This is a genomic window from Heliobacterium mobile, from assembly GCF_009720735.1.
GTDB lineage: Bacteria > Bacillota > Desulfitobacteriia > Heliobacteriales > Heliobacteriaceae > Heliobacterium > Heliobacterium mobile.
This window is the reverse complement of sequence record NZ_WNKU01000018.1, coordinates 51,088-70,530: the sequence shown is the minus strand read 5'-3', so window position 1 is coordinate 70,530 and position 19,443 is coordinate 51,088. Positions and strand designations below refer to the sequence as shown.

18 protein-coding genes are annotated in these 19,443 nt (G+C 42.5%); 2 read left to right on the top strand and 16 right to left on the bottom strand.

Annotated features, from left to right (window positions below; all coding sequences use genetic code 11):
- Positions 1 to 7 precede the first annotated feature (7 nt).
- The 16 genes from terL to GJ688_RS13875 form a co-directional block, all read right to left on the bottom strand.
- The gene (terL, locus tag GJ688_RS13955) at positions 8 to 1,702 is read right to left on the bottom strand and encodes a phage terminase large subunit (protein WP_235910992.1); all 1,695 of its coding nucleotides are present in this window, start codon (positions 1,700 to 1,702) and stop codon (positions 8 to 10) included.
- A 132-nt stretch (positions 1,703 to 1,834) separates the two neighbouring features.
- Positions 1,835 to 2,551 (bottom strand): DNA-methyltransferase, encoded by a 717-nt coding sequence (locus tag GJ688_RS13950; RefSeq protein ID WP_155477165.1) that lies wholly within the window; start codon positions 2,549 to 2,551, stop codon positions 1,835 to 1,837.
- Positions 2,552 to 2,679: 128 nt separating this feature from the next.
- Positions 2,680 to 3,606, bottom strand: coding sequence for a tyrosine-type recombinase/integrase (locus GJ688_RS13945; protein ID WP_170291992.1), 927 nt, complete (start codon positions 3,604 to 3,606; stop codon positions 2,680 to 2,682).
- Positions 3,607 to 3,835: 229 nt separating this feature from the next.
- On the bottom strand, positions 3,836 to 4,249 hold the full coding sequence (locus GJ688_RS13940; protein WP_155477163.1) for a phBC6A51 family helix-turn-helix protein: 414 nt from the start codon (positions 4,247 to 4,249) through the stop codon (positions 3,836 to 3,838).
- 690 nt (positions 4,250 to 4,939) lie between these two features.
- Positions 4,940 to 5,380: a HutP family protein gene (locus GJ688_RS13935; protein ID WP_235910991.1), complete on the bottom strand. Its 441-nt coding sequence runs from the start codon at positions 5,378 to 5,380 to the stop codon at positions 4,940 to 4,942.
- Between the two features lie 131 nt (positions 5,381 to 5,511).
- Positions 5,512 to 5,790, bottom strand: a complete 279-nt coding sequence (locus tag GJ688_RS13930) for a septation protein SpoVG family protein (RefSeq protein WP_155477162.1) — start codon at positions 5,788 to 5,790, stop codon at positions 5,512 to 5,514.
- Between the two features lie 112 nt (positions 5,791 to 5,902).
- The gene (locus GJ688_RS13925) at positions 5,903 to 6,577 is read right to left on the bottom strand and encodes a DNA-methyltransferase (RefSeq protein WP_155477161.1); all 675 of its coding nucleotides are present in this window, start codon (positions 6,575 to 6,577) and stop codon (positions 5,903 to 5,905) included.
- Between the two features lie 133 nt (positions 6,578 to 6,710).
- Positions 6,711 to 8,789 (bottom strand): DUF262 domain-containing protein, encoded by a 2,079-nt coding sequence (locus GJ688_RS13920; RefSeq protein ID WP_170291991.1) that lies wholly within the window; start codon positions 8,787 to 8,789, stop codon positions 6,711 to 6,713.
- A gap of 256 nt (positions 8,790 to 9,045) precedes the next feature.
- A complete protein-coding gene (locus GJ688_RS13915; RefSeq protein ID WP_155477159.1) occupies positions 9,046 to 9,249 on the bottom strand; it encodes a hypothetical protein in 204 nt (67 codons plus the stop codon).
- Between the two features lie 619 nt (positions 9,250 to 9,868).
- Positions 9,869 to 10,459 carry a DUF6518 family protein gene (locus GJ688_RS13905; protein WP_207708818.1) on the bottom strand — a complete coding sequence of 197 codons (591 nt, stop codon included), beginning with the start codon at positions 10,457 to 10,459 and terminating at the stop codon, positions 9,869 to 9,871.
- 307 nt (positions 10,460 to 10,766) lie between these two features.
- On the bottom strand, positions 10,767 to 11,687 hold the full coding sequence (locus tag GJ688_RS13900; protein ID WP_155477183.1) for a class I SAM-dependent methyltransferase: 921 nt from the start codon (positions 11,685 to 11,687) through the stop codon (positions 10,767 to 10,769).
- A 409-nt stretch (positions 11,688 to 12,096) separates the two neighbouring features.
- Positions 12,097 to 12,420: a hypothetical protein gene (locus GJ688_RS13895; RefSeq protein WP_155477156.1), complete on the bottom strand. Its 324-nt coding sequence runs from the start codon at positions 12,418 to 12,420 to the stop codon at positions 12,097 to 12,099.
- Positions 12,421 to 12,697: 277 nt separating this feature from the next.
- Positions 12,698 to 12,952, bottom strand: a complete 255-nt coding sequence (gene rpoZ, locus GJ688_RS13890) for a DNA-directed RNA polymerase subunit omega (protein WP_155477155.1) — start codon at positions 12,950 to 12,952, stop codon at positions 12,698 to 12,700.
- A 196-nt stretch (positions 12,953 to 13,148) separates the two neighbouring features.
- A complete protein-coding gene (locus GJ688_RS13885; protein ID WP_155477154.1) occupies positions 13,149 to 13,529 on the bottom strand; it encodes a RidA family protein in 381 nt (126 codons plus the stop codon).
- Positions 13,530 to 13,924: 395 nt separating this feature from the next.
- Positions 13,925 to 14,560 carry a CBO0543 family protein gene (locus GJ688_RS13880; protein WP_155477153.1) on the bottom strand — a complete coding sequence of 212 codons (636 nt, stop codon included), beginning with the start codon at positions 14,558 to 14,560 and terminating at the stop codon, positions 13,925 to 13,927.
- A 526-nt stretch (positions 14,561 to 15,086) separates the two neighbouring features.
- Positions 15,087 to 16,745, bottom strand: coding sequence for a PAS domain-containing hybrid sensor histidine kinase/response regulator (locus GJ688_RS13875; RefSeq protein WP_170291990.1), 1,659 nt, complete (start codon positions 16,743 to 16,745; stop codon positions 15,087 to 15,089).
- A 248-nt stretch (positions 16,746 to 16,993) separates the two neighbouring features.
- Here GJ688_RS13875 and GJ688_RS13870 point away from each other — a divergent pair, with 248 nt between their 5' ends.
- Entirely contained in the window at positions 16,994 to 18,214 is a 1,221-nt protein-coding gene (locus tag GJ688_RS13870) for a tyrosine-type recombinase/integrase (protein ID WP_155477151.1), read from the top strand.
- Positions 18,215 to 18,653: 439 nt separating this feature from the next.
- On the top strand, positions 18,654 to 19,385 hold the full coding sequence (locus GJ688_RS13865; protein ID WP_155477182.1) for an AAA family ATPase: 732 nt from the start codon (positions 18,654 to 18,656) through the stop codon (positions 19,383 to 19,385).
- Positions 19,386 to 19,443 lie beyond the last annotated feature (58 nt).

Genomic DNA, 19,443 nt, shown 5'->3' with positions numbered 1-19,443 from the left:
TTTTTCGTTATAAACCTTCCGGCTTTTTATGAAACGTCCGTCGCCGTCCAGCACCGCAGAGTTCCACGGCCATCTGTAATGCATCGGGCAGGTCATCGTGGTCGTGGTTGGGGAACTGCTCTAACATCTCAAGAAGAAGTCGCTGGTGCCTCATAAAACGCAAAATCCCTTGCTCCACTAAGGGTTCAAGGGATTCAATGCGTTCTTCTTTTTTACCCCGGCTGACCACAGCTTTAAGCTTGGTATGGTAGACACTTCGCCGGGTTAGAAGTTCTCGAAGTTGCCGGAATAAGTCATGTTGGGCCTGCACCGTTTCAATGGAAAAGACCTTGTGCCGATACTGGACGATTTTTTCTGCTGCTACCGCAAGGGCTTCATGGGCTGGACATTTCTTCGCCCAGGCATCCACAACATACAACAAGCCTGTTCTTCGATTTCTGGCAACGGTTAGAATGGCGTTGTAGTCAGAGCGATTGTTTTTTCCCATGGCGATGTCCCAGGCTCCAAAATAATCTACAGTTTGTCGGTCGAGATCACCGTAGTCGAAAAAAGTAAACAAGGCAGGCCGGAAGATTTGACTTTCCTCATCCACCGGGTTATTCATAAATTCCGAAGAAAAGGCCCGAGAGCCGATATTCACCTTTTCAATCATGAGCTTGAGAAATGGAAACCGGGTAGGCCAAAGCACTTTTACACCACGGTCCATTTCATCCCGGTTAGCGGCATATAGGGATAGTGCATCATCTAGCCGGTTCGGATTTTCCGCATCACGGCAGATGGTTTCAAACTGCTCCCACAGATCTTCTCGTTCCGGCCTGGAGAGTATCGCTGCATAGGTTCGGCTCTCAAAATCCGCTCGGTGTAACACGGACCGGAGCAGGCCCGAAGCGTGAACGATCGTCCCCATGTAGATGAAGGCCGTCCGAGTGGGGTCTCCGATGGGCATAACGACGGAGTTAAACCAGTGCAGGTTCTTCTCCCGCAGTTCAGGGGTATTCGTATTTTTGGCGGATTCCAGATCGTCCAAAATCACCAGATCGGGCCGGTATGAGCCGTTTCGTTTCCCCCGAAGCTGCTTGCCCATCGATGCGGCTTCCACCAGTACCCCAGAACTGGTCAAAATGGCTTCTTGATTATCCTTGTCATTCATCGATTTCCGGGGGCTGAGGAATTCCCCGAAGTCTTCCCGCAACTTTTCATTAAATTTAAGCTGTCCGGAAATCCACTCGATGAACTTTTTACTCATCCCGTCCGTTTCAGAAATGATGAGGATGTACTTTCGCTTGCCATAGACGATTTGATGAACCGGAAAGCAGTTGGATAGATAGGCACTTTTGGCGTGTCCCCGAGGGGCTGCCCAGCCGATTCTGGCAGTTACATTTCTCTCGGACACGTTTTCAAGCAGGCTACAGAGTTCCCGGTGAAACATAGGGGCGTCGTCGATGGTGGTTCCCGTTGGGATAAGGTTTTGAGCGTTTGTCGGGTTTTTGTCATCGGAAAAGTACTCATAGCAAAAATACAGTACGTCGCTTTCCGCTCGGTCGATTCGTCGTAGCTTTACCAGTTCCTTTAGATTGGCAATAAAGTCCGCCTGTTGAAACTCTGAAAGGCCGAGGTTTGCCTCCGCCCGTTCATACAGCCGGATTTTCTCTTCCAGCATATTGAGCCGTTTTTGCCGTTCGGGCCTGTTCAAGATGTCCATGCTTATTCACCTACCCCCACAGCCGCGTTCTTTGGGGCCAACGTTCGATCGAAGCCGGGGACTTCGAGTGTTTATGCCACATAAAAAAACTGGCCGCTTAGAATGGCACACAGCCGGCCAGCGAAAATTGAATTATGCGGCATGTACACGTTGAAGTCGCTCTTTGGCGATTTGGATGTATTGCGGTTCAAGTTCAAAAGAGATGAATCGACGACCCGTTTTCTTGGCGGCCACACACTCACTACCGCTTCCCCCGAATGGAACAAGAACGATGTCTCCGGCATTAGAAGACTTGCGGATGAGAAACTCGATAAGGTCTTCGGGTTTTTCATGGTTGTGCCGTAGGCGAGCCGGGGGCACTCGGTCGAACGGTAAAATATCGGTGTGTCGGGAAATGCCGTCTACCTCGTTTAAGTCTCTCCGACCCTTCTGGCAAAATAGGATGTTTTCATACTGGCCAGCATAGGCCCCTCGGAGATCGCCCATGGACCGGCCGTTTTTCATCCAGATGAGGCTGTTTTTTACCTGAAAGAACTTTTCTAACAGCGGTTGCTGAATTTTGACCTTATCCCACCGGGTAAACCAGTAAATATGAGAGTTTGCTTTCAGGACACGGTTGATTTCTTCGATCACTGTGGCAAGAAAGTCTGCGTTATCCAGACCATCGTTTTGGATTCCTTTGGCGGACAGAAGCGGTTTTACTTTACGGTTATTTGATGTGAAGTTAATTCCATACGGAGGGTCGACTACGGCTAGGTCTACGGATTCATCCGGCAATTTCCGCATCCCCTCAATGCAGTCGATGTGATGGACGCAGTCTAGTTCAATCCCGGTAACATAATGATTCAACAGATACTCTCCTCTCCATTACGGTATAACCCCTTCCGTATTGAATAGAGAGACTGAATCAGCGGTCTACAAGTTTCGAACAAAAGAAAATCCCCCGGCGTACACCGAGGGACAACAAATGGTCGATCTTATGTCCATTCCAGTTCAGAAACCGCCCGTTCAAGGTCATCAGAACCGGGCCGGGTATAGATTATCGTTGTAGAAATACAGGGGTCGCCGTTGGCTTTTTGGTGCCCCATCAGCCGGGCGATGACATCCAGGGGAACCTTGTGGGTGGCCAGTTGGTGACCAAAGGTATGCCGTAGGCTATGGCAGTTCAAATGGGCGATCCCGGTAAGCTCTTTATATTTCTCGACAATAACCTGTGCTGCTCGGGTGGTCATCTGGGGAGAACGGTTGGTGAAGAAAAGGTAATCGTTAGTCTGCCGGGGATATTCCGCTAGGTATAGGGCCATCACCTTTCGAACATCGTTATTTAACGGGATTTCCCGGTACTTTCCGCCCTTACCGTTGCGGACGGTTATTTGTCCTTTTCGTTCGGATAAATGAGTCTCAGAAATTCTTAGAGTCACTATTTCATTGACTCTAAGGCCTGTATGTAAAAATACTGTAATCAACGCGAGGTCTCGAAGGTTTCCCCGTTGGCGTACGGTGCGTATGAGCAAGTTCTGTTCATTCCGGGTAAGCCATTTCGGATTCTGAGTCGGTGTAGGCACGTTTTCAACGTCAGCCGCAGGGTTATCCGGGATATCGCCACGTTTGACATAAAAATCGAAGATAACCCGGAGTTGTAACAGGGTTAATGCGATGGTACGGGGCTTGTAAGTATTTCCAGCCCACCTTTTGAAACGTGATATGTCCGATTGAAGCACCAGCCCGAGCCCGGAGACCCCCCGGTGGGGGTGGGGTGGGGGTCCATCATTCGATGCCGCTGTTATTGCCGTGTGCTCCGCATCGAACCAGCGTTTGAATCGGCCCCATGTAGCTCCGTACTGTTTGACGATGAGTGGGCTTTTCCCCCGCCGTTCGAGGTCTGCAAGGAAGTCTGCGATCATAGCTTTGTCCGCCCTTCTGAATATACGATCAAATATTTCCGGGATAATGGGGCCTGAAACGTGGGTTTCGTGGCTACAGTATAGCTCTTTTGATCGTATAATCAACAGAAGAATGATCAAACAAAAAAAAGCAGCCATCCCAAATTCGGGGTAGCTGCTTAAGAAATGGAGACCTGTGGGCATATTCAGTTTACACAATAATAAACTTGTCCGACAAGAGGTAGTTGGATCATTCTCCGAGCATACGCTTCAATTCAGCAATCTCGTCCGCCAGGGATTCATTATTCCGGGTATTCTCAACCGTGGCCGTTACTTCTTTTACGTCTGTTAGCTTTCCACGGTTCTTCAACAGGAGTTCCAGGGCTTTCAACTGGGTCTTTTCGTTGTCGGCTTTCACCAGCGTACGAAGACGGGCGTAGGCTTCTGTTAAAAAGTCCTCCATCAGCAAGTCGGCGAGGTGATTCTGGTACGCTAAGAACTCGGGGTCTTGCTTCCAGCGATATATGGTCCGGGGACTAACGCCGACCTGCTCTGCGATTTCGGCCACGGTTAATCTACCGTCCAACTCATTACCCACGAAAAGTTCTGCTGCCCTCGCCTGCTCAGGAGCCACAGCGAATACTGGACGTTTTCTTACTGCCATCTTATGATCACCTCCCTCCAGAACTTCACAGTTTTACCTTCTACATAACGGCATGAAAAAAGACCGCTTTTCAGCGGCCCGGTTAGATGTCATACCCACAGGTTTATTCCGGTATTTTACGCAGCCCACAGCCGCCGCCGGGATATTCCTGCTCATATAAAGGTTTGGGGTACACCGGCAATTTACAAGCTGGGCCGGGGTGTACAGTCCTATACTGTATATACAGTTATAACAGTATAAGATCTTATATACCGGTATAGATACATACTTTATGTCAAAAAGCGTGACGTACCCCCGTCGGGATCTTTGACATAGGGTACTGTACTATATATACCGTTATTACTGTTATACCGGTAAATATATAGAGTACATACTTAGTGTCAAAGAGCGTTGCGGGGTACGTCGGGGTTTTTGACATGGTATCATATTAATAGTTCTACCCGGTAAAAAAAAGAAAGAGACAACAGAAACCGCCGAGCCTGCCTGCCCTCCTCCGCCTCGCCTAGCTGCCGCACGGCTGGGTTGGCAACGTCGCTTCCTGTGGGCCAACGAGTGGCTCGCAGGGATTATCTGAATGGAATTATATTGGCAATGGATTCTGTCGGCACACGTTGCGAAACAGGCATGGCTGTGGCGATATTGTTTGTGTCGGTTACAAACGACGTTGAACTAGCTACGAGGCACGTACCTTTATGAGAGATTCATAAATCCGAGGCCGACTCGGCAATGTTCAATTTTGGGGTGAAGAGAGTACTTCCCAAATATACCCACTGCCACCCAACCTCCATCAGAGATAACACTCACAGAGAGTGCAACGCTCGCGTTTAGATGCAACTTATGAAAGACCCCATTCATAGCATCAAGTGTTGCATTTACAACTGCATGAACATTTTGTGATGTATTTCGTATAACATCTTCATTTATCGCCGCAGCAATTACAGAGTTTATTAATTTTCCACTATTCATCAATACCCCAGCTATCCCACCGATCTCAGTGACCACGTTGTAAAAACCTAGATATTCTTGTAAATATCTACGAATTTCTAATTCTTCTTCGCGGGTCTCGCACATGACCAACTTAATCGCTGCTCGTTCTATAGAAATATTTTCCATATTCACTATATCGCTCAAACGCTGAAATCCTCCTTAATACAGAGATACTATATCAGCACAGCGGTAATAATGCAATATATGGAATTTGTTGAATTTAAATCATATAACGATGTTTTTTGGCTATCTTTATGACGGACATCGTTCGTATATTACGATGAGGTAAGCGTTGCGGAAATTCCAAAGTTATTTCTAGTTTTATAGGCTTCAATTATTGACTCCTGTAAACAATCCCAAGAGTAAACTGATGTGGGAAAAACAACGTATCCGCAATGATCATCCTTACTTTGTGGCATTTCTAAAAATAGACCACCTGGTCCTTCGACAATGCTGATATCATTAATAATTAACGCATTATCGAGGGTGATTGACACAGAAGCTTTACGATTTCCGATGTGTAACCTTTGTATATGAATATCAGTAATTTCCATTTTGCCTTCCCCCCAAAACCCGTTATGTCTAGCTTTATCATCGTGTATATTCAATAAATAGTTAACAGGGTTGGACAATATATTTTGTAAATATTTTCAAATAATCCAGATTTTAAGCAGGTATGCTCAATCTTTGACTGGCTGCCTCCACGTACTGCTTCTCCACATCAAACGCAATGAATCTCCGCCCCATCCGCTTGGCCGCCACACAGTCTCCGCCACTACCACAAAACGGGACCAAAACAATATCACCGGGCTTCGATGACTTCTCAATAATCATCTCGGCCAGTTTTACCGGCTTTTGTGTGGGATGGATGTAGGTTACTGCCGGATCGCGAGGCACAGCCCACACGTCGGAAATTCGCTTTCCATCTAAGATGTGGCGTCCCTTCACTGCGAAGATGAGAAATTCATGAGCAGGACTGTAGGCTCCACGAAGATCACCCATTCCCCCGCCGTTCTTTTGCCAGACGATGCAGTTTTTGATGGGGAAGTGTTGGGAGATACGGTGGTACCACTCGACGTAGACGTCCCAGCGACTGTAGCAGTACAGAGCACCACCGTCTTTCAGCACTCGGAAGGCATCGACCAACCAGTCGGCCATGATGATGTCGTCGTTTTGGATTGCGGTGAACTTTCGCTTACGGCTGCCGCTACGGTAATTGATTCCGTAGGGTGGGTCGGCAATGATGAGATCGATGGAGTTGTCGGGGAGCAGTTTGAGGCCGTCGTTGATGTCCATGTGGTGGATGGTGTCTGGTGTTAGTTCGCTGTTGATTGCTGTCATTAGCCACCGTCCTTGAAAAAAATAAAGCAGTCCGGCCACGATGGGCTGAACTGCCTGTCTATTCAATAGGTGGGCTGTGGGTGGTGGGGTACAATGTGTGCGTTTTTACCCGCATAGGTCCACTTAATCGTTATTAAAAATTAATTATTAGATCGTTCTCATCTATTTCCAACTTTTCAAACAACAACTCCAAGTTCTTTTTTTTCGCATTAGAGTTTAGGTTCTTTTCAATATATATTCCGCTATCTGATACTTCATAAGGGTAGTTAAGCTCTTCTGGTCTCTTAGAACAAAATTTTCTATTTTGAAAATCCTCATCTTCAATTACTGATAAAAAATTAGACATGTCAAATTCATACAATAATGAGATTAATTTTGTATAGAGATTTGTTAAGTCTCTTACTTTGTAGTCATTATCCATAAAGACAAAACTTACAGGCTTTTTGCCAGTCCAATCATCACTAAATCCAATAAATTTGGAGATATATTCTTCATTAGACTTTGAATAATATGGTCTAAACCATATTTGTAACGCTAAATCCGCAAGCAAGTTCGCTCTTTTAAGGATTTCAGCTTCATTCCAAGTCGTTAGATTTTTGAGACTATCGTTAAGTCGAACCGGACTATCTCTAAAACCTTTTTCCATATCCCGCTTTTCAATGAATGATTTTTTTCCCATTTCGGAATTGTAGCCTGTCAATGTTAAGTTACCAATTGTGTGCAAGTATTTTCCATGAACATGCCGCCATTCATCTCCTAGGGACATTTTCCATTCGATAGAGAGATCCTTAGTTTGAGGCATTATGTGCTCTATGGTAAACTCGTCTACGTTGAGTAACTCTTTAGAATTATGATTCTCAAGTTTACTGAGAATGTACTTTCGATTTTTATTATTCATGTTATAGATATCTCTAAGTATGAAAGCTTCTTTGAATTCTATATCATCAGGAAATCTAGCAGACCCATTTTTATCGAGCAATATCTTTTCTAACGTTCTGACATAATTTGTTTCATCTATTTCTTTAATAATGCTAAGAAAAACCTTATTTAATGAATTAGTTGGTAAGTTGCATATGAGTCTTCGAAGAACGTACGATTCGATTAAATCAAGTAGGTAAGTGATTTCACTTTTATTGAGATATCCGTTTGTATAGTCACAATGTAATTTCATTAATAAAGGATAAGCCACATTTATATCAAGTTTATTAAGGCTTAAAAACTTATTAGAAATCTCTTTATTTTCGTCTTTTCCTTTGGTTATGATGTTGTATATTTTTGAATAAGTAAATAAGTCAGACATTAATGAGTTTATATCATCTTTTGATCGAGTATATTTTGATTCGTAAAATTTCTTGAAATCATCATATACAGAAGACTTTCTAGGAATTCTCATGCTCTTTAAGATAAGATAATCCCTTAAAAAGTCGGACAATTCATTTTTAATAGTATCGGTTTCTGGTATATTGTTCTTTAGTTTTTGTTCCATAGGGTACCAATACTTTTCATAAGTAAGAGTTTGAGGCTCAGGTTCCATATCCATTAGGATGTAGTTCCTAATAAGGTCAGCCTGAGTAAGATTTAACCCGGTAGAATTCATACTTTCAAAAATGAGCTGGGGATTATCTTCCCCACGAACCAATGAAACATCTACAACTAATAATTTACTTAAACCATAATTAAGGTGATCAATATTTGGATTCTCTGACAGGAGATAATCCATGAAGTACAAATAGTTTTTAATAATGTTATGACTTTTATTTTCAACCTCTCCATGTCTAACTAGATTTTCGTAAACATGCTTATCAGACTTAGTTAATTGTAATTTAATATCCGTTTCTGGTTGTTTAGAGTATTGATTGTATATGTATCTGTTAAGCAACTCTTTTTTTGAAACAGCAAAACTTTGTTCCGTTTGTCCTAAGTATTCCGCCATTGCTAAAACAAGAAGAGAGATTGTGGTTATTCGCTGTTGTCCATCTATAACAAGCAACTTTTTCACACCGGTAGCATGAAAATGATTATCCATAATATATACTATTGAACCTAGAAAGTGTGATTTTACGGTTATATTTTCTCCGGCTTTTTTTATGTCTTTAAGTAACTCCATACATTGAGGTTTTTTCCAATCATACGTTCGTTGATATACCGGGATAACAAATTGTTGATCCTCTTTTTGTATAAACTCTCGTATACTTGCCTGAAGTGCTATCATAAGCATCCCACCTCAAAATTTATAGAAGCCATAAGTGTTTGGATAAATTTTATTTCTATGTAAATATTAAAATACCTTTTTTTGAAACCGCCTTTTTATGATTCTTGTCTTCTATCCACTGCATAGCAAACGAGTTTTGGCCTATCTACCTCTCTCAACCCTATAAAAAGCCCCTCTTATCCCGCGAAAAACTCATCTTCTATGTAAACGCAAAAAAGCGACCTCGCCGGTAGTGGCGAGATCGCGGTGTGGAGGTTCAATGATAGATGCGTTCTTTTTCCTGAGAATAAACTTCTCCAAACATTTTGACCCGATCACTCGATTTCTTTTGGCTTTCATTTAATAGTTCCTGAACACTCTTCGGAACAGTAAGGCCAGCGGCATCGATTTGTTCTTGGAAAAACTTGAGATCGTTGGCTAAAGTAGCATTGGTATCAGTAATGTCTTTTAATTCAGCCAATGCAAGCTCTTCGTTTTTCCTTTTCTCCCGCCGTCGAGATTCAAGCCATTCCTGGATGAAGACGCATCACCTCCAGGCTTAGGATACCCAGGATGGGCACAAAAACAAAAGCGACCTCGCCGGTGGTGGTGAGGTCGCTCATCGTTTAGTGGAGGTTTTCCTGCTTCCTTATACTCTCCTGCAGTTCTTCATACCATTCAGCTTGACCTCTAGCTTGCCTAATGCCTGCCTCTAAGAACTCTCGAACACTCTGCGGTATCGGATAATCTTGGCTATTAATCTGGTTCAAAAATCCTTCGAGATCATCCGCAAGCTTTAATTGCTCGGATTTACTACCATCCATATCATCTACGATTTCTTGGAACGTAGCCCGTCTTTTCTGCCGTCGAGATTCAAGCCATTCCTGGATGAAGACGCATCACCTCCGGGATTAGTGTGTCCCGGACGGCCGCGAAAAAAAAGCGACCTCGCCAGTGTTTGCAGCGGGATCGCTTTGAAGGCAACAGGTATTTCATTCTTGTCCCCGTGAACAGCTTCATATTTTGCAACGGCTTCAACCTCGTGTTTTACAGAAACGAGTTCCCATTAATTCACTTTCCAATTACATGACCTATTTAAACTAAAGTCCTCCGAAAATTAAAGAAATAACATTTAGTTTCTCAAATACAAAAAATAGTATCCCTGTAATTAATACAATATATAATCTCTGGCTTGCTTCATTCGCCAAAATTACAAATAGTCCTACAGCAGAAAACACTTCAAATCCTCGTGGAATAGATAATGTGTAAAAGAAACTATATCCTTCTAACAATAATAGTGATATAGGGAGTGATGCAGAAAATGCAGCAATCCATCCATTCGCCTTCGCATACCAAGCAATATATGCACATATCGGTGAAATTAAAGCAATACTCCCCCATGCAATAAAATAATATTTGGGGAAGAAACCAAACAATACTCTGGAATAAGCATAATATGCTATTAGCATAGAAGCAAAAAAGACGAATACGTGCAATGCCGAAGCTATTGGAGATCGACTCCACACAGCAATTAAAGTTGCAATCAGCATCCAAATTCCTGGGTGTGTCCCAATTTCTCCGACTATGGGGAAATTATCTAAATACTTTGCTAAAAATCCTAAAACTATTCCAAATAAGAAAATAAATATAACTCGCAATATTTTTTGTTGTAAAGTTATTTTTAGGTCCAACTTTCTTCTAATTTGATTATACTTTTCGTCCAGTGTTGTTCCCCTCTTTCAATTAAAAATCTCTTTGCTTTAACCGCTTTCACGGCTTCCCATAGCGTTGATTACGTCTACAAAAAAATACCGGGAGCTAGACATCCCGGTATGCAGATGGATATTTGAAAAGAAGGCATTAATAGGATATTATGCACTGTTATGAAAGGGCAAATAACTAGAGACTTATTTTGCCTATCAATTTCCTGGGCCAAAAAAACCAACCTCGTACGTCCCCGCTACGCCCTCTAAACGGTCATCTCAGAAATTCGATGCGTTATTGTACAACCGCGTTCGCAAAGTGGGCGTGCTCACACGCGTAATACTTATCCTTTCGTTCTTCGAAGTAACGTTTTTGAATTTCAATCGGATTCATATTTTCACTAAGTTTTAGCCCAATTTTAGTCAGTTCTAATAAAAGCGTTTCGGGGTTAAAACCTGTTATCATTGGCTCTTCTTCTCGTTTAGCCAACCCTAAAAGTACTTGCACCCGTTGGGCTGCTTTCTGTTGATTAAACGCATTAAGATCAAAATAATCGAAAATAATTGAACTGCCGTTTGTCGATACTTCGGCAATAGATCGCAAAATAGCTAAAACTGTCTCGCGGGGTAAATAATAGGTAACACCTAGCCAGCTAAAGACACTTAAAGAATGAGGTTCGTAATACGGAGAACGTTTTAGGGTTTTCACTAAACTCTCTTTTGTAAAATCTATCGGAATAAAGTGTAGATTCTCTGGAATCTTCCAATTCAATTCTGTAAGTCGCTGAAGCTTATATTTTTGTGTTGCAGGATGGTCAATCTCAAAAACCTTAATCTTTTTCAGTAACTCGGGATGGCGAAATGCAAAAGTATCCATTCCTGCCCCAAGTACCACATGCTGTTTCACACCCTGATTAATCATTTTCTCAAGATACTCTTCCGCATATGCTGCACGACTAAGAACTAACGAAGTAACGGCCATTGATTGCATCATAAAAGAGATGATTGATAAATCATCTGGGAATGAAGCAGCAAATTTAGGATCATAAGACTTCATAGCATTCACCATTTGTTCTACGAAGGATTTATATTCGTCCTCTCTCAACAATTGATAAGCCATATAGTCATCAAAGACTTTTTCGTTATCGTATCTAGAATGATACGCTCTATAAATTGCCGTCAATATCGCTGTCCGACTAACTTTATTATTTCCCAAGGTTATTATTCCTTTCATTATGTAGTTGTACACATATTTACGAATTCAACAACCTCTCAGCTATATTGAGAATACAATTATATTCTACCATAAATAAACTTTAGTTGAATAATAAACCTAATAATTTTCTCCACCCACCACATCCGCCCCTCCACATTCCCCCCTACGCCTCTCAAATAGACCTACTATACTATTCATACCACTACGGGTGTCATTCGTATCTGGGCCATTACAGCGGACTTATGTGGGAAGTGAGGGTTTTGGGGTGATTTTTACGGCAAATATACCGACTTTGGCCCGATTACGGCAGCAACGGCATCAAAAAAAACCGCCCACCCTCATGGCCTCTCCCCGTTGCTACCAATAACGTGAACTATCGTTAAGCCAGTGAAGATATGCGATTGACTGATTATGGCCCAGTACCCGCAGAAACAACATACCATCCATCTACGTTTTGTTTCAAATAAAAGAATATGATTTCACTCTTCGACTCACGGTAGCCTCGGACAATAAACTGATGTCCATAATAGTCATCGTTTATCTCGGTTGATTCAATAGTTAAGTTCATAGCTTGGAAAAAGTGACCCTTCAGAAAGACATATTTTTTAATTGCTTCTTTTGGTGAAGATGAAACAGTAGTTGCATAAATACCCACTAACAACACAATCATTAGAGCACACGCAGATAGTTTTCTAATCCATACCCGTACTTGAATCATAATCATCTCCATCATCAGTCTATGATCGCCTAAAATTCCCCTCCTCCAATCAAAACCGTCCCTACAGAATGCCCCCTACGCCCTCCAACGCGACCTACCATACCATTCATAGCACAGCATGGGTCCAATCGAACATGGGCCATTACAGCGGCCTTATGTGGGAAGTGGGGGTATTCAGGCGATTATTTAAGGCTTTTTTACGAAAATAGCAGTGCTGCCGACGATTTGTGTTCGACAAATGAATAACAGCCCGGCGTTGGCCGGACTGCTTACACAGCGATAGATTTCTACGCTAATATTTTCGATCAAACGTAGCCTCAACGCTCTCTTTATCGTTCACACGTTCGTAACGAACTAATCCTTCGGCAATTTCCCTAAGAGCTATACTTACCGGCTTATCTTCCTTCTTCGCATGAACCAATGGTTCCGCCGGTTTGCTGGGATCATTTAGTGAACGTGCTCGCAGGGCAGCGAGTATAACCATAGCGTACTTACTTTCGACTCGACCCAATAACTCGTCTAATGATGGTTTATTGATGTATATCAACCTCCTTAAACTAGGACGGACACCATTCTAGTTTTCGATGTAACCCGAGTATTTAATCAATAAACACCTCAAAAGCTATTAATTTCACTAGCCTTTCCCTAATTATTTCCATACCTATCAACCCCGACCCCACAGAATGCCCTGTGTACCTTTGAAAATGATCAGCTAGGGAAAGAAATAGAAAGCATCTAAACGGTTATCTTCTCCGGGCAATCATTTCGATTTCAACTTGTGCACCTAGAGGTAATGCCGCTACTCCAATTGTTGTACGAGCAGGATACGGTGAAGAAAAGTGTTTTGAATATACTGCGTTCATTGCTGCAAAATTACCCATATCGGTTAAAAACACATTTACTTTTTCAACATCGTCATGTGTTAAGCCTGCTGCCTCTAGTACATTGAATAGATTTTTAAAGCATTGTTCCGTTTGATTAGTGATATCACCTTCCACAAGTATCCCTGTTTCCGAATCTATAGGCGTTTGCCCTGATAAAAAAATCAAATCTCCAGACTCAACTGCATGTGAGTATGGTCCAACTGCAACAGCTCCGGCAGCACTAAAAGTCTTCCTAACCATAATGAAGATCCTCCATTTTGCTAAAATTTATCACCATTCTGAATCCATGATATCAATTAATCACCATATGTTCAAATACTCATTCCAATAAATCTGCCTGTTGAGAAACAATCTTATGTAGATACATCAGTCCTAAGTTTGGCCGCTCATCCAAGAGCGGATTTTTGATCTCCAGTTCGGTTCGGTCCCTTCCGGTTAACGGAAACATTATTAGGCAAGCAGTTAGTTAACATCTAGAAAAACCGCCCACCCTCATGGCCTTTCCCGAGACGGGAGACGAAATGGCCGTGAGAGATGAGCGATTGTACTGTTATCATATTCGATAAGACAGGGTACCGTTATTAAACCTAATTATTTCCTTGACTCGTGAAAACCGATTCTGAGTAAACAACTCTTTATCTTTTTTGTTTGTCACTATCTGATTTAGAAAACTGATGTCTCCTCGCGGGTTTTGCCAAAAGGGTAGATGGGAGTTCTGTTCGTTCGAGGGTACCATCCTGCTCTTCAAACCATAACACTGTCAACATTATCGCTCTCATTACAATCGCTATGCCCAGGATGATCAGGAAGGTATAGTAGTACCTCCAGGTATAAAGTTGAAGAATTTCAAGAGAAGAGAGTAGCGGTAGAAAAGCAAAACATAACACCGCGTTAGCGATAACCGAACATACAAGGAAGGATTTCCATGTTGAACAGTATTGGTACACCAACATAAACGTTAATGGAAACACTGTCAAATCATTGAGAAACAATGCATGACCAAGAGAGATAAGTCGAATAGCATACACAAAACCGCCAACTGATGCTCCAAAATCATCCATGATAATCCGTGAGACTGCGATGAAGGAACCAAAAAGTAGAATGTTGGATAGTCTATGCTTATCCACGTATTTCCACCAAATCGCATAGCAAATCGCAATGACGCTGGCTATTAACCACCAACGAACCGAAAAAAGATCAGCTCGCCATTGGGGGTAAATAATTCCCCATAACTGTAGTCGGAGATCACGAATCAGATCTGTGTAATACACTTATTTCCTCCATCAATAACGCGAATTGGAGAAGCATAAGGAATGTTTATATGATGACACAAAATGACTTTTTTATGACAACACTGGACTAAATATTTCCGTGGAGGTCCTTAACTCCCCCGCCCCACCTTATCAACCTGTACACTCTCACAGAAAAAACAACCGCCCCTCCCCACTGGCCTACCAATAACGTGGCTTATCAGGTAGATCGTGAAGAAGGGCGGTTTACTGTTATTCTAACCGGCAATTTACCTGGCTATTAGCTGTTCATTGCCTATTTCACCTAATTATTTCCTCCATCCTTCAAACCAGACCCCACAGAATGCCCTGTGTGCCTTTGAAAACGATCGGATATATCATTCATACGGAATTGGGGGTCTAATTGGATGTGGGGCGTTACAGCGGGTGTGGTGGGATATAGTCATTTTTAGGCGAAAATTAAAGGCGTTTTTCAGAGATTTACCGCTTCTGTCACGACGAAAATGAATAACAGCCCGTCCATTTGATGGACTGCTCGCACTCGCTATCATACAACGCTGTATATCAACGGACCATGCTCAATTAACGAAATCGTAAACCAGAAAGTCGTTCCTTTCCCAAGTTCGCTGTGTAATCCGATTGTACCGCCCATCAATTCAACAAGCCGTTTGGAAATTGATAGTCCTAAACCAGTCCCTCCATACATTCTGGATGTGGATCCATCGACTTGAGTAAATGGTTGAAATATCTGCTTTTGATCTTCTAATCTAATTCCTATGCCGGTATCTATAATCTCAAATCGAACTATTTTACCGGAGTCGATAGTTTGCTCTGTCCAGACACGAAGTAAAACTTCTCCTTCTTGAGTAAATTTAATCGCATTGCTGACTAAATTAAGGAGTACCTGACGTAATCGAAGAGGGTCTGTCATTAAGACACAGTGCTTGTCGATGTTAATAACAGTGTTTAATTTAATACCTTTTTCTATTGCTTTAAACCCCATTAAATTAACAACAGAAGATATTGTTTCTTCAAGACTTACTTCAACAAATTCCATTACTAATTTGCCCGACTCTATTTTAGAGATATCCAAAATATCGTTTATTATAGTCAATAGTGCTTCGTTCGATTCACGAATAGTTTTTGCATATTCATATTGTTCTTCTGTGAGTTGTGTATCCATCAAAAGTTCTGCCATACCGTAAATTGCGTTCATTGGAGTTCGAATTTCATGGCTCATATTAGCAAGGAATTGGCTTTTCGCTTTATTAGCAGCATCAGCAGCTTCTTTGGCTTGTTCAAGTTCTTCTATTGTTTTTTTCTGCTCTGTCACGTCTCGTTCAATACCAAAGTGCCCCAAGATTCTTCCTTCATTGTCATAAAAGCACCGATAGTCCGCCTCTACAAACATATCGGTTCCTGCATAAAATTCGTATTTGAGCTTACCCTCATCCAAAAGACGTCTCCACAATAATTTACCCAAGTCAGGGTTACTTGAAAAAATCATCCTCGGTGTCATACCTATCAAATCTTCACGGGTAGCTCGATAATGCACGAGTATTGCGTCATTCAATTTTGTTACTCGTTCATGATCGAATACATACTCCAAAGTTTCTTCTTTGTCCACTGTATCATTCCAATGAACTGGCTCATCTAACATCATATAGAAAAACCCATACATTGATTGCGAGAAGAACATCTCTAACTTTTTTTGGCTTTCCTCTAACTCGTTAATAATTAGTTTGTATTGAGTTATATCTCGAACGATCCCTATTAAGCCACAAATTTTGCCATCCTCTTCATAAAAAGGGCTCTTAATGGCTTCAAAGTATAACTTTTTTCCATCTGGATAGGTTATCGACTCTTCATTCTTTCTTGGTGCTTTTTCATTTAAAACCAAACGGTCCTGTTCACAAAAAAATTCAGCGGCATCTTTTGGAAATAAATCATAGTCAGTTTTGCCAATTACATCGGTTTTATCAAGCCCTATAAAATTACAAAATGCTTGGTTACAGTAAATCCAAACTCCATTAACATCCTTAATAAATACCAAATCTGATACAATATTAAGAATTGTATTAGTAATGTTATTTTTATTCAATTTCAAAGTGGCCTGATGTTTTAACAGTAAGTAGTTGTGCTCTTGCTTCAATAACTCTAATTCTTCAATTAATTGCTCACGACTTTTTTGTTCGACGTCTTCCATTAAAATAACCACCTTCATGACACAGCTAAACAAAATTTAACAGCTATACCACAAATATTATTGTAACATAATTTAGAATTAGGTCTATAATAAAAAAATATATTTATGTACATCACTGCCTTAGACCAACGACAACACCACTGCAATCACCGCCAAATCTTCGCATTAAAAGCTTCCACTTGACTCCCCTCCCTTTTCAATCAACACTGTCCACTGACCCAACTAAACATCGGGAAGGTGGACCTATCATGACCAAACGCACCAACGGTGAAGGCAACGTATACCAACGAAAGGACGGCCGATGGGAAGCCCGTTTCTTCCACACTGACCCCGCCACCGGCAATAAAAAACGCTACAACTATCTCGGTAAGTCCCACGAAGAAGCCTACAACAAGATGATGGCAGCGAAGGCACAGATCATTACCGGTAATTTTGTAGAACCTACGAGGATGACCGTTAAAGAATGGATGACTTACTGGTTGGCGGAATGCATCGAACCTAACGTGAAGCCCACGACATATTCGCAGTATGAAACGATGACCAGAGTCCACATCATCCCTACACTGGGCTCACTAGCCCTACAGAAAATCCAGACTTCCGATATCCAACTGATGTACAACGCTAAACTGAAACCCAGAGCTGATAACGGCAGATCCCTAGCTCCCAGGACTATCCGCCACATTCATAACGTCATTTCCGGTGCCTTCGAACAAGCAATCAAGGAAGGCAAACTGTTGAAAAACCCAGCCGATGCTGTAAAGCTCCCGAAAAAAGTAAAGCCGGAAATCCGTCCATTGAAGTTGGATGAAGTCCGGCAGTTCTTGAAGTCCATCGAGGACCACAGATTGTACGCTGCTTTCCTATTGGAGTTACGGTTGGGCTTACGGCGAGGGGAACTGTTGGGCCTCCGCTGGCAAGACATCGATTTTGAACGGCGGATACTGTACATCCGGCAGACCTTGCAGCGTGTTCAGAAGCCCGATGATAACGGCAATAGAACCCAGCTGGTTTTCCAGACGCCAAAGACCCAGCGAAGTAAACGCCCCCTACCGATACCAGCTGATTTAATGATAGACTTACATAAACATAAACTCAGTGTTGAACAGGATAAAAAAATTGCTGGTGGGAAGTACCTTAATTATGACCTCGTGTTCTGTTCAAATGATGGTCGGCCACTCGATCCCACATCGTTCACCCGGATGTTTGAGAAGCTGTTGGACAAAGCTGGTCTACCGAAGACGACTTTCCACAGCCTACGGCACACAGCCGGACTGTTTATTCTGGATGCCACGAAGTCCATGAAGGTCGTACAGGAAGTCTTGGGACATACGACCATCCAGACTACGGTTGACATCTACCTCGATCACATCGGTGTAGATGAGATGGCCAAAGCTCTCGCTCAAATGAACGGAGTTCTCTTGACTAAAAAAAGTTCTTGTGAAACTCTAGAAAAGCCGGTTTCATCATGAAAAAACCCCGAATGTTAGGTGACGCCTAAACTAGACGCCTACGGGTGACGCCACGGGAGGTTTGACGCCATGATGACGCCAGTGGGTTTAACTGGAGAAACCATTGACGGTGCGGTCTGACCGGGTTAGAATAAATGTACACCCCCCTTATAAACTCACAGTTTGGTAGCGTGCTTGGTTCGGGACCAAGAGGCCGCAGGTTCGAATCCTGTCGCCCCGACCATGGTTTAGCTGAGGTTTATAAAGTCTGACAGTGGCTATGGTTATGATTTGACGCCTGCAGTGACGCCTACGGGGGTTTGAAGAGTTAAAAGTTGAGAAATCAGTTAAGGCCAGGATGAGAAGTCCTGGCTTTTTTGCGTACGTACGGCATTTGCTTTTGAATGGAATTGCTTTACAATTAATAGCATGCAAGCTATTAACGCTGGAAGGTGCAGATATGCTTACAGAAAATCAAGGACAATATATCCGGAGTATCCGACTACGCCAAAGTGAAGTACCTACATTTTCGGAATATCCGTTTTCACTACCTGCGGTTAAAAGATTAAACGAAGTCAATCTCCATTCTAAGGTTACTTTTTTCGTAGGTGAAAACGGCACCGGTAAGTCAACACTTCTAGAGGCTATTGCCATCGCTGTTGGATTTAATCCCGAAGGCGGAACAATCAACTTTAATTTTTCAACACGGGATTCCCATTCAGAGTTGCACCGTTACCTTACAATAGTCCGTAATCACAAAAAACCCAAAGATGGGTTCTTTTTAAGAGCAGAAAGTTTTTACAACCTGTCTACAAATATTGATGAGCTAAACGTAATTAGTTCATATGGTGGCAGGTCTCTCCACAAACAATCCCACGGCGAAGCTTTTTTTGCCACTTTCATGAATCGTTTTAGTGGATGTGGAATTTACATATTGGATGAACCGGAGGCAGCCCTTTCCCCTACCCGCCAGATGGCGATGGTTTCTCGAATCCATGACTTGGTTCAACAGAATTCACAGTTCATCATCGCTACCCATTCCCCTATTATTATGGCGTATCCGGATGCGTTGATCTTTCATTTTTCAGAAAGTGGTATCGAAGTGGTTGAATACGAACAGACCGAGCATTACCGGGTGACTAGAGAGTTTCTGATGAACAGGAAAAAGATGTTGGATATTTTAATGGAGTGAGGCGACAACCCTGTGACGAAACAGTAGTAAAGAGGCCGCAGGTTCGAATCCTGTCGCC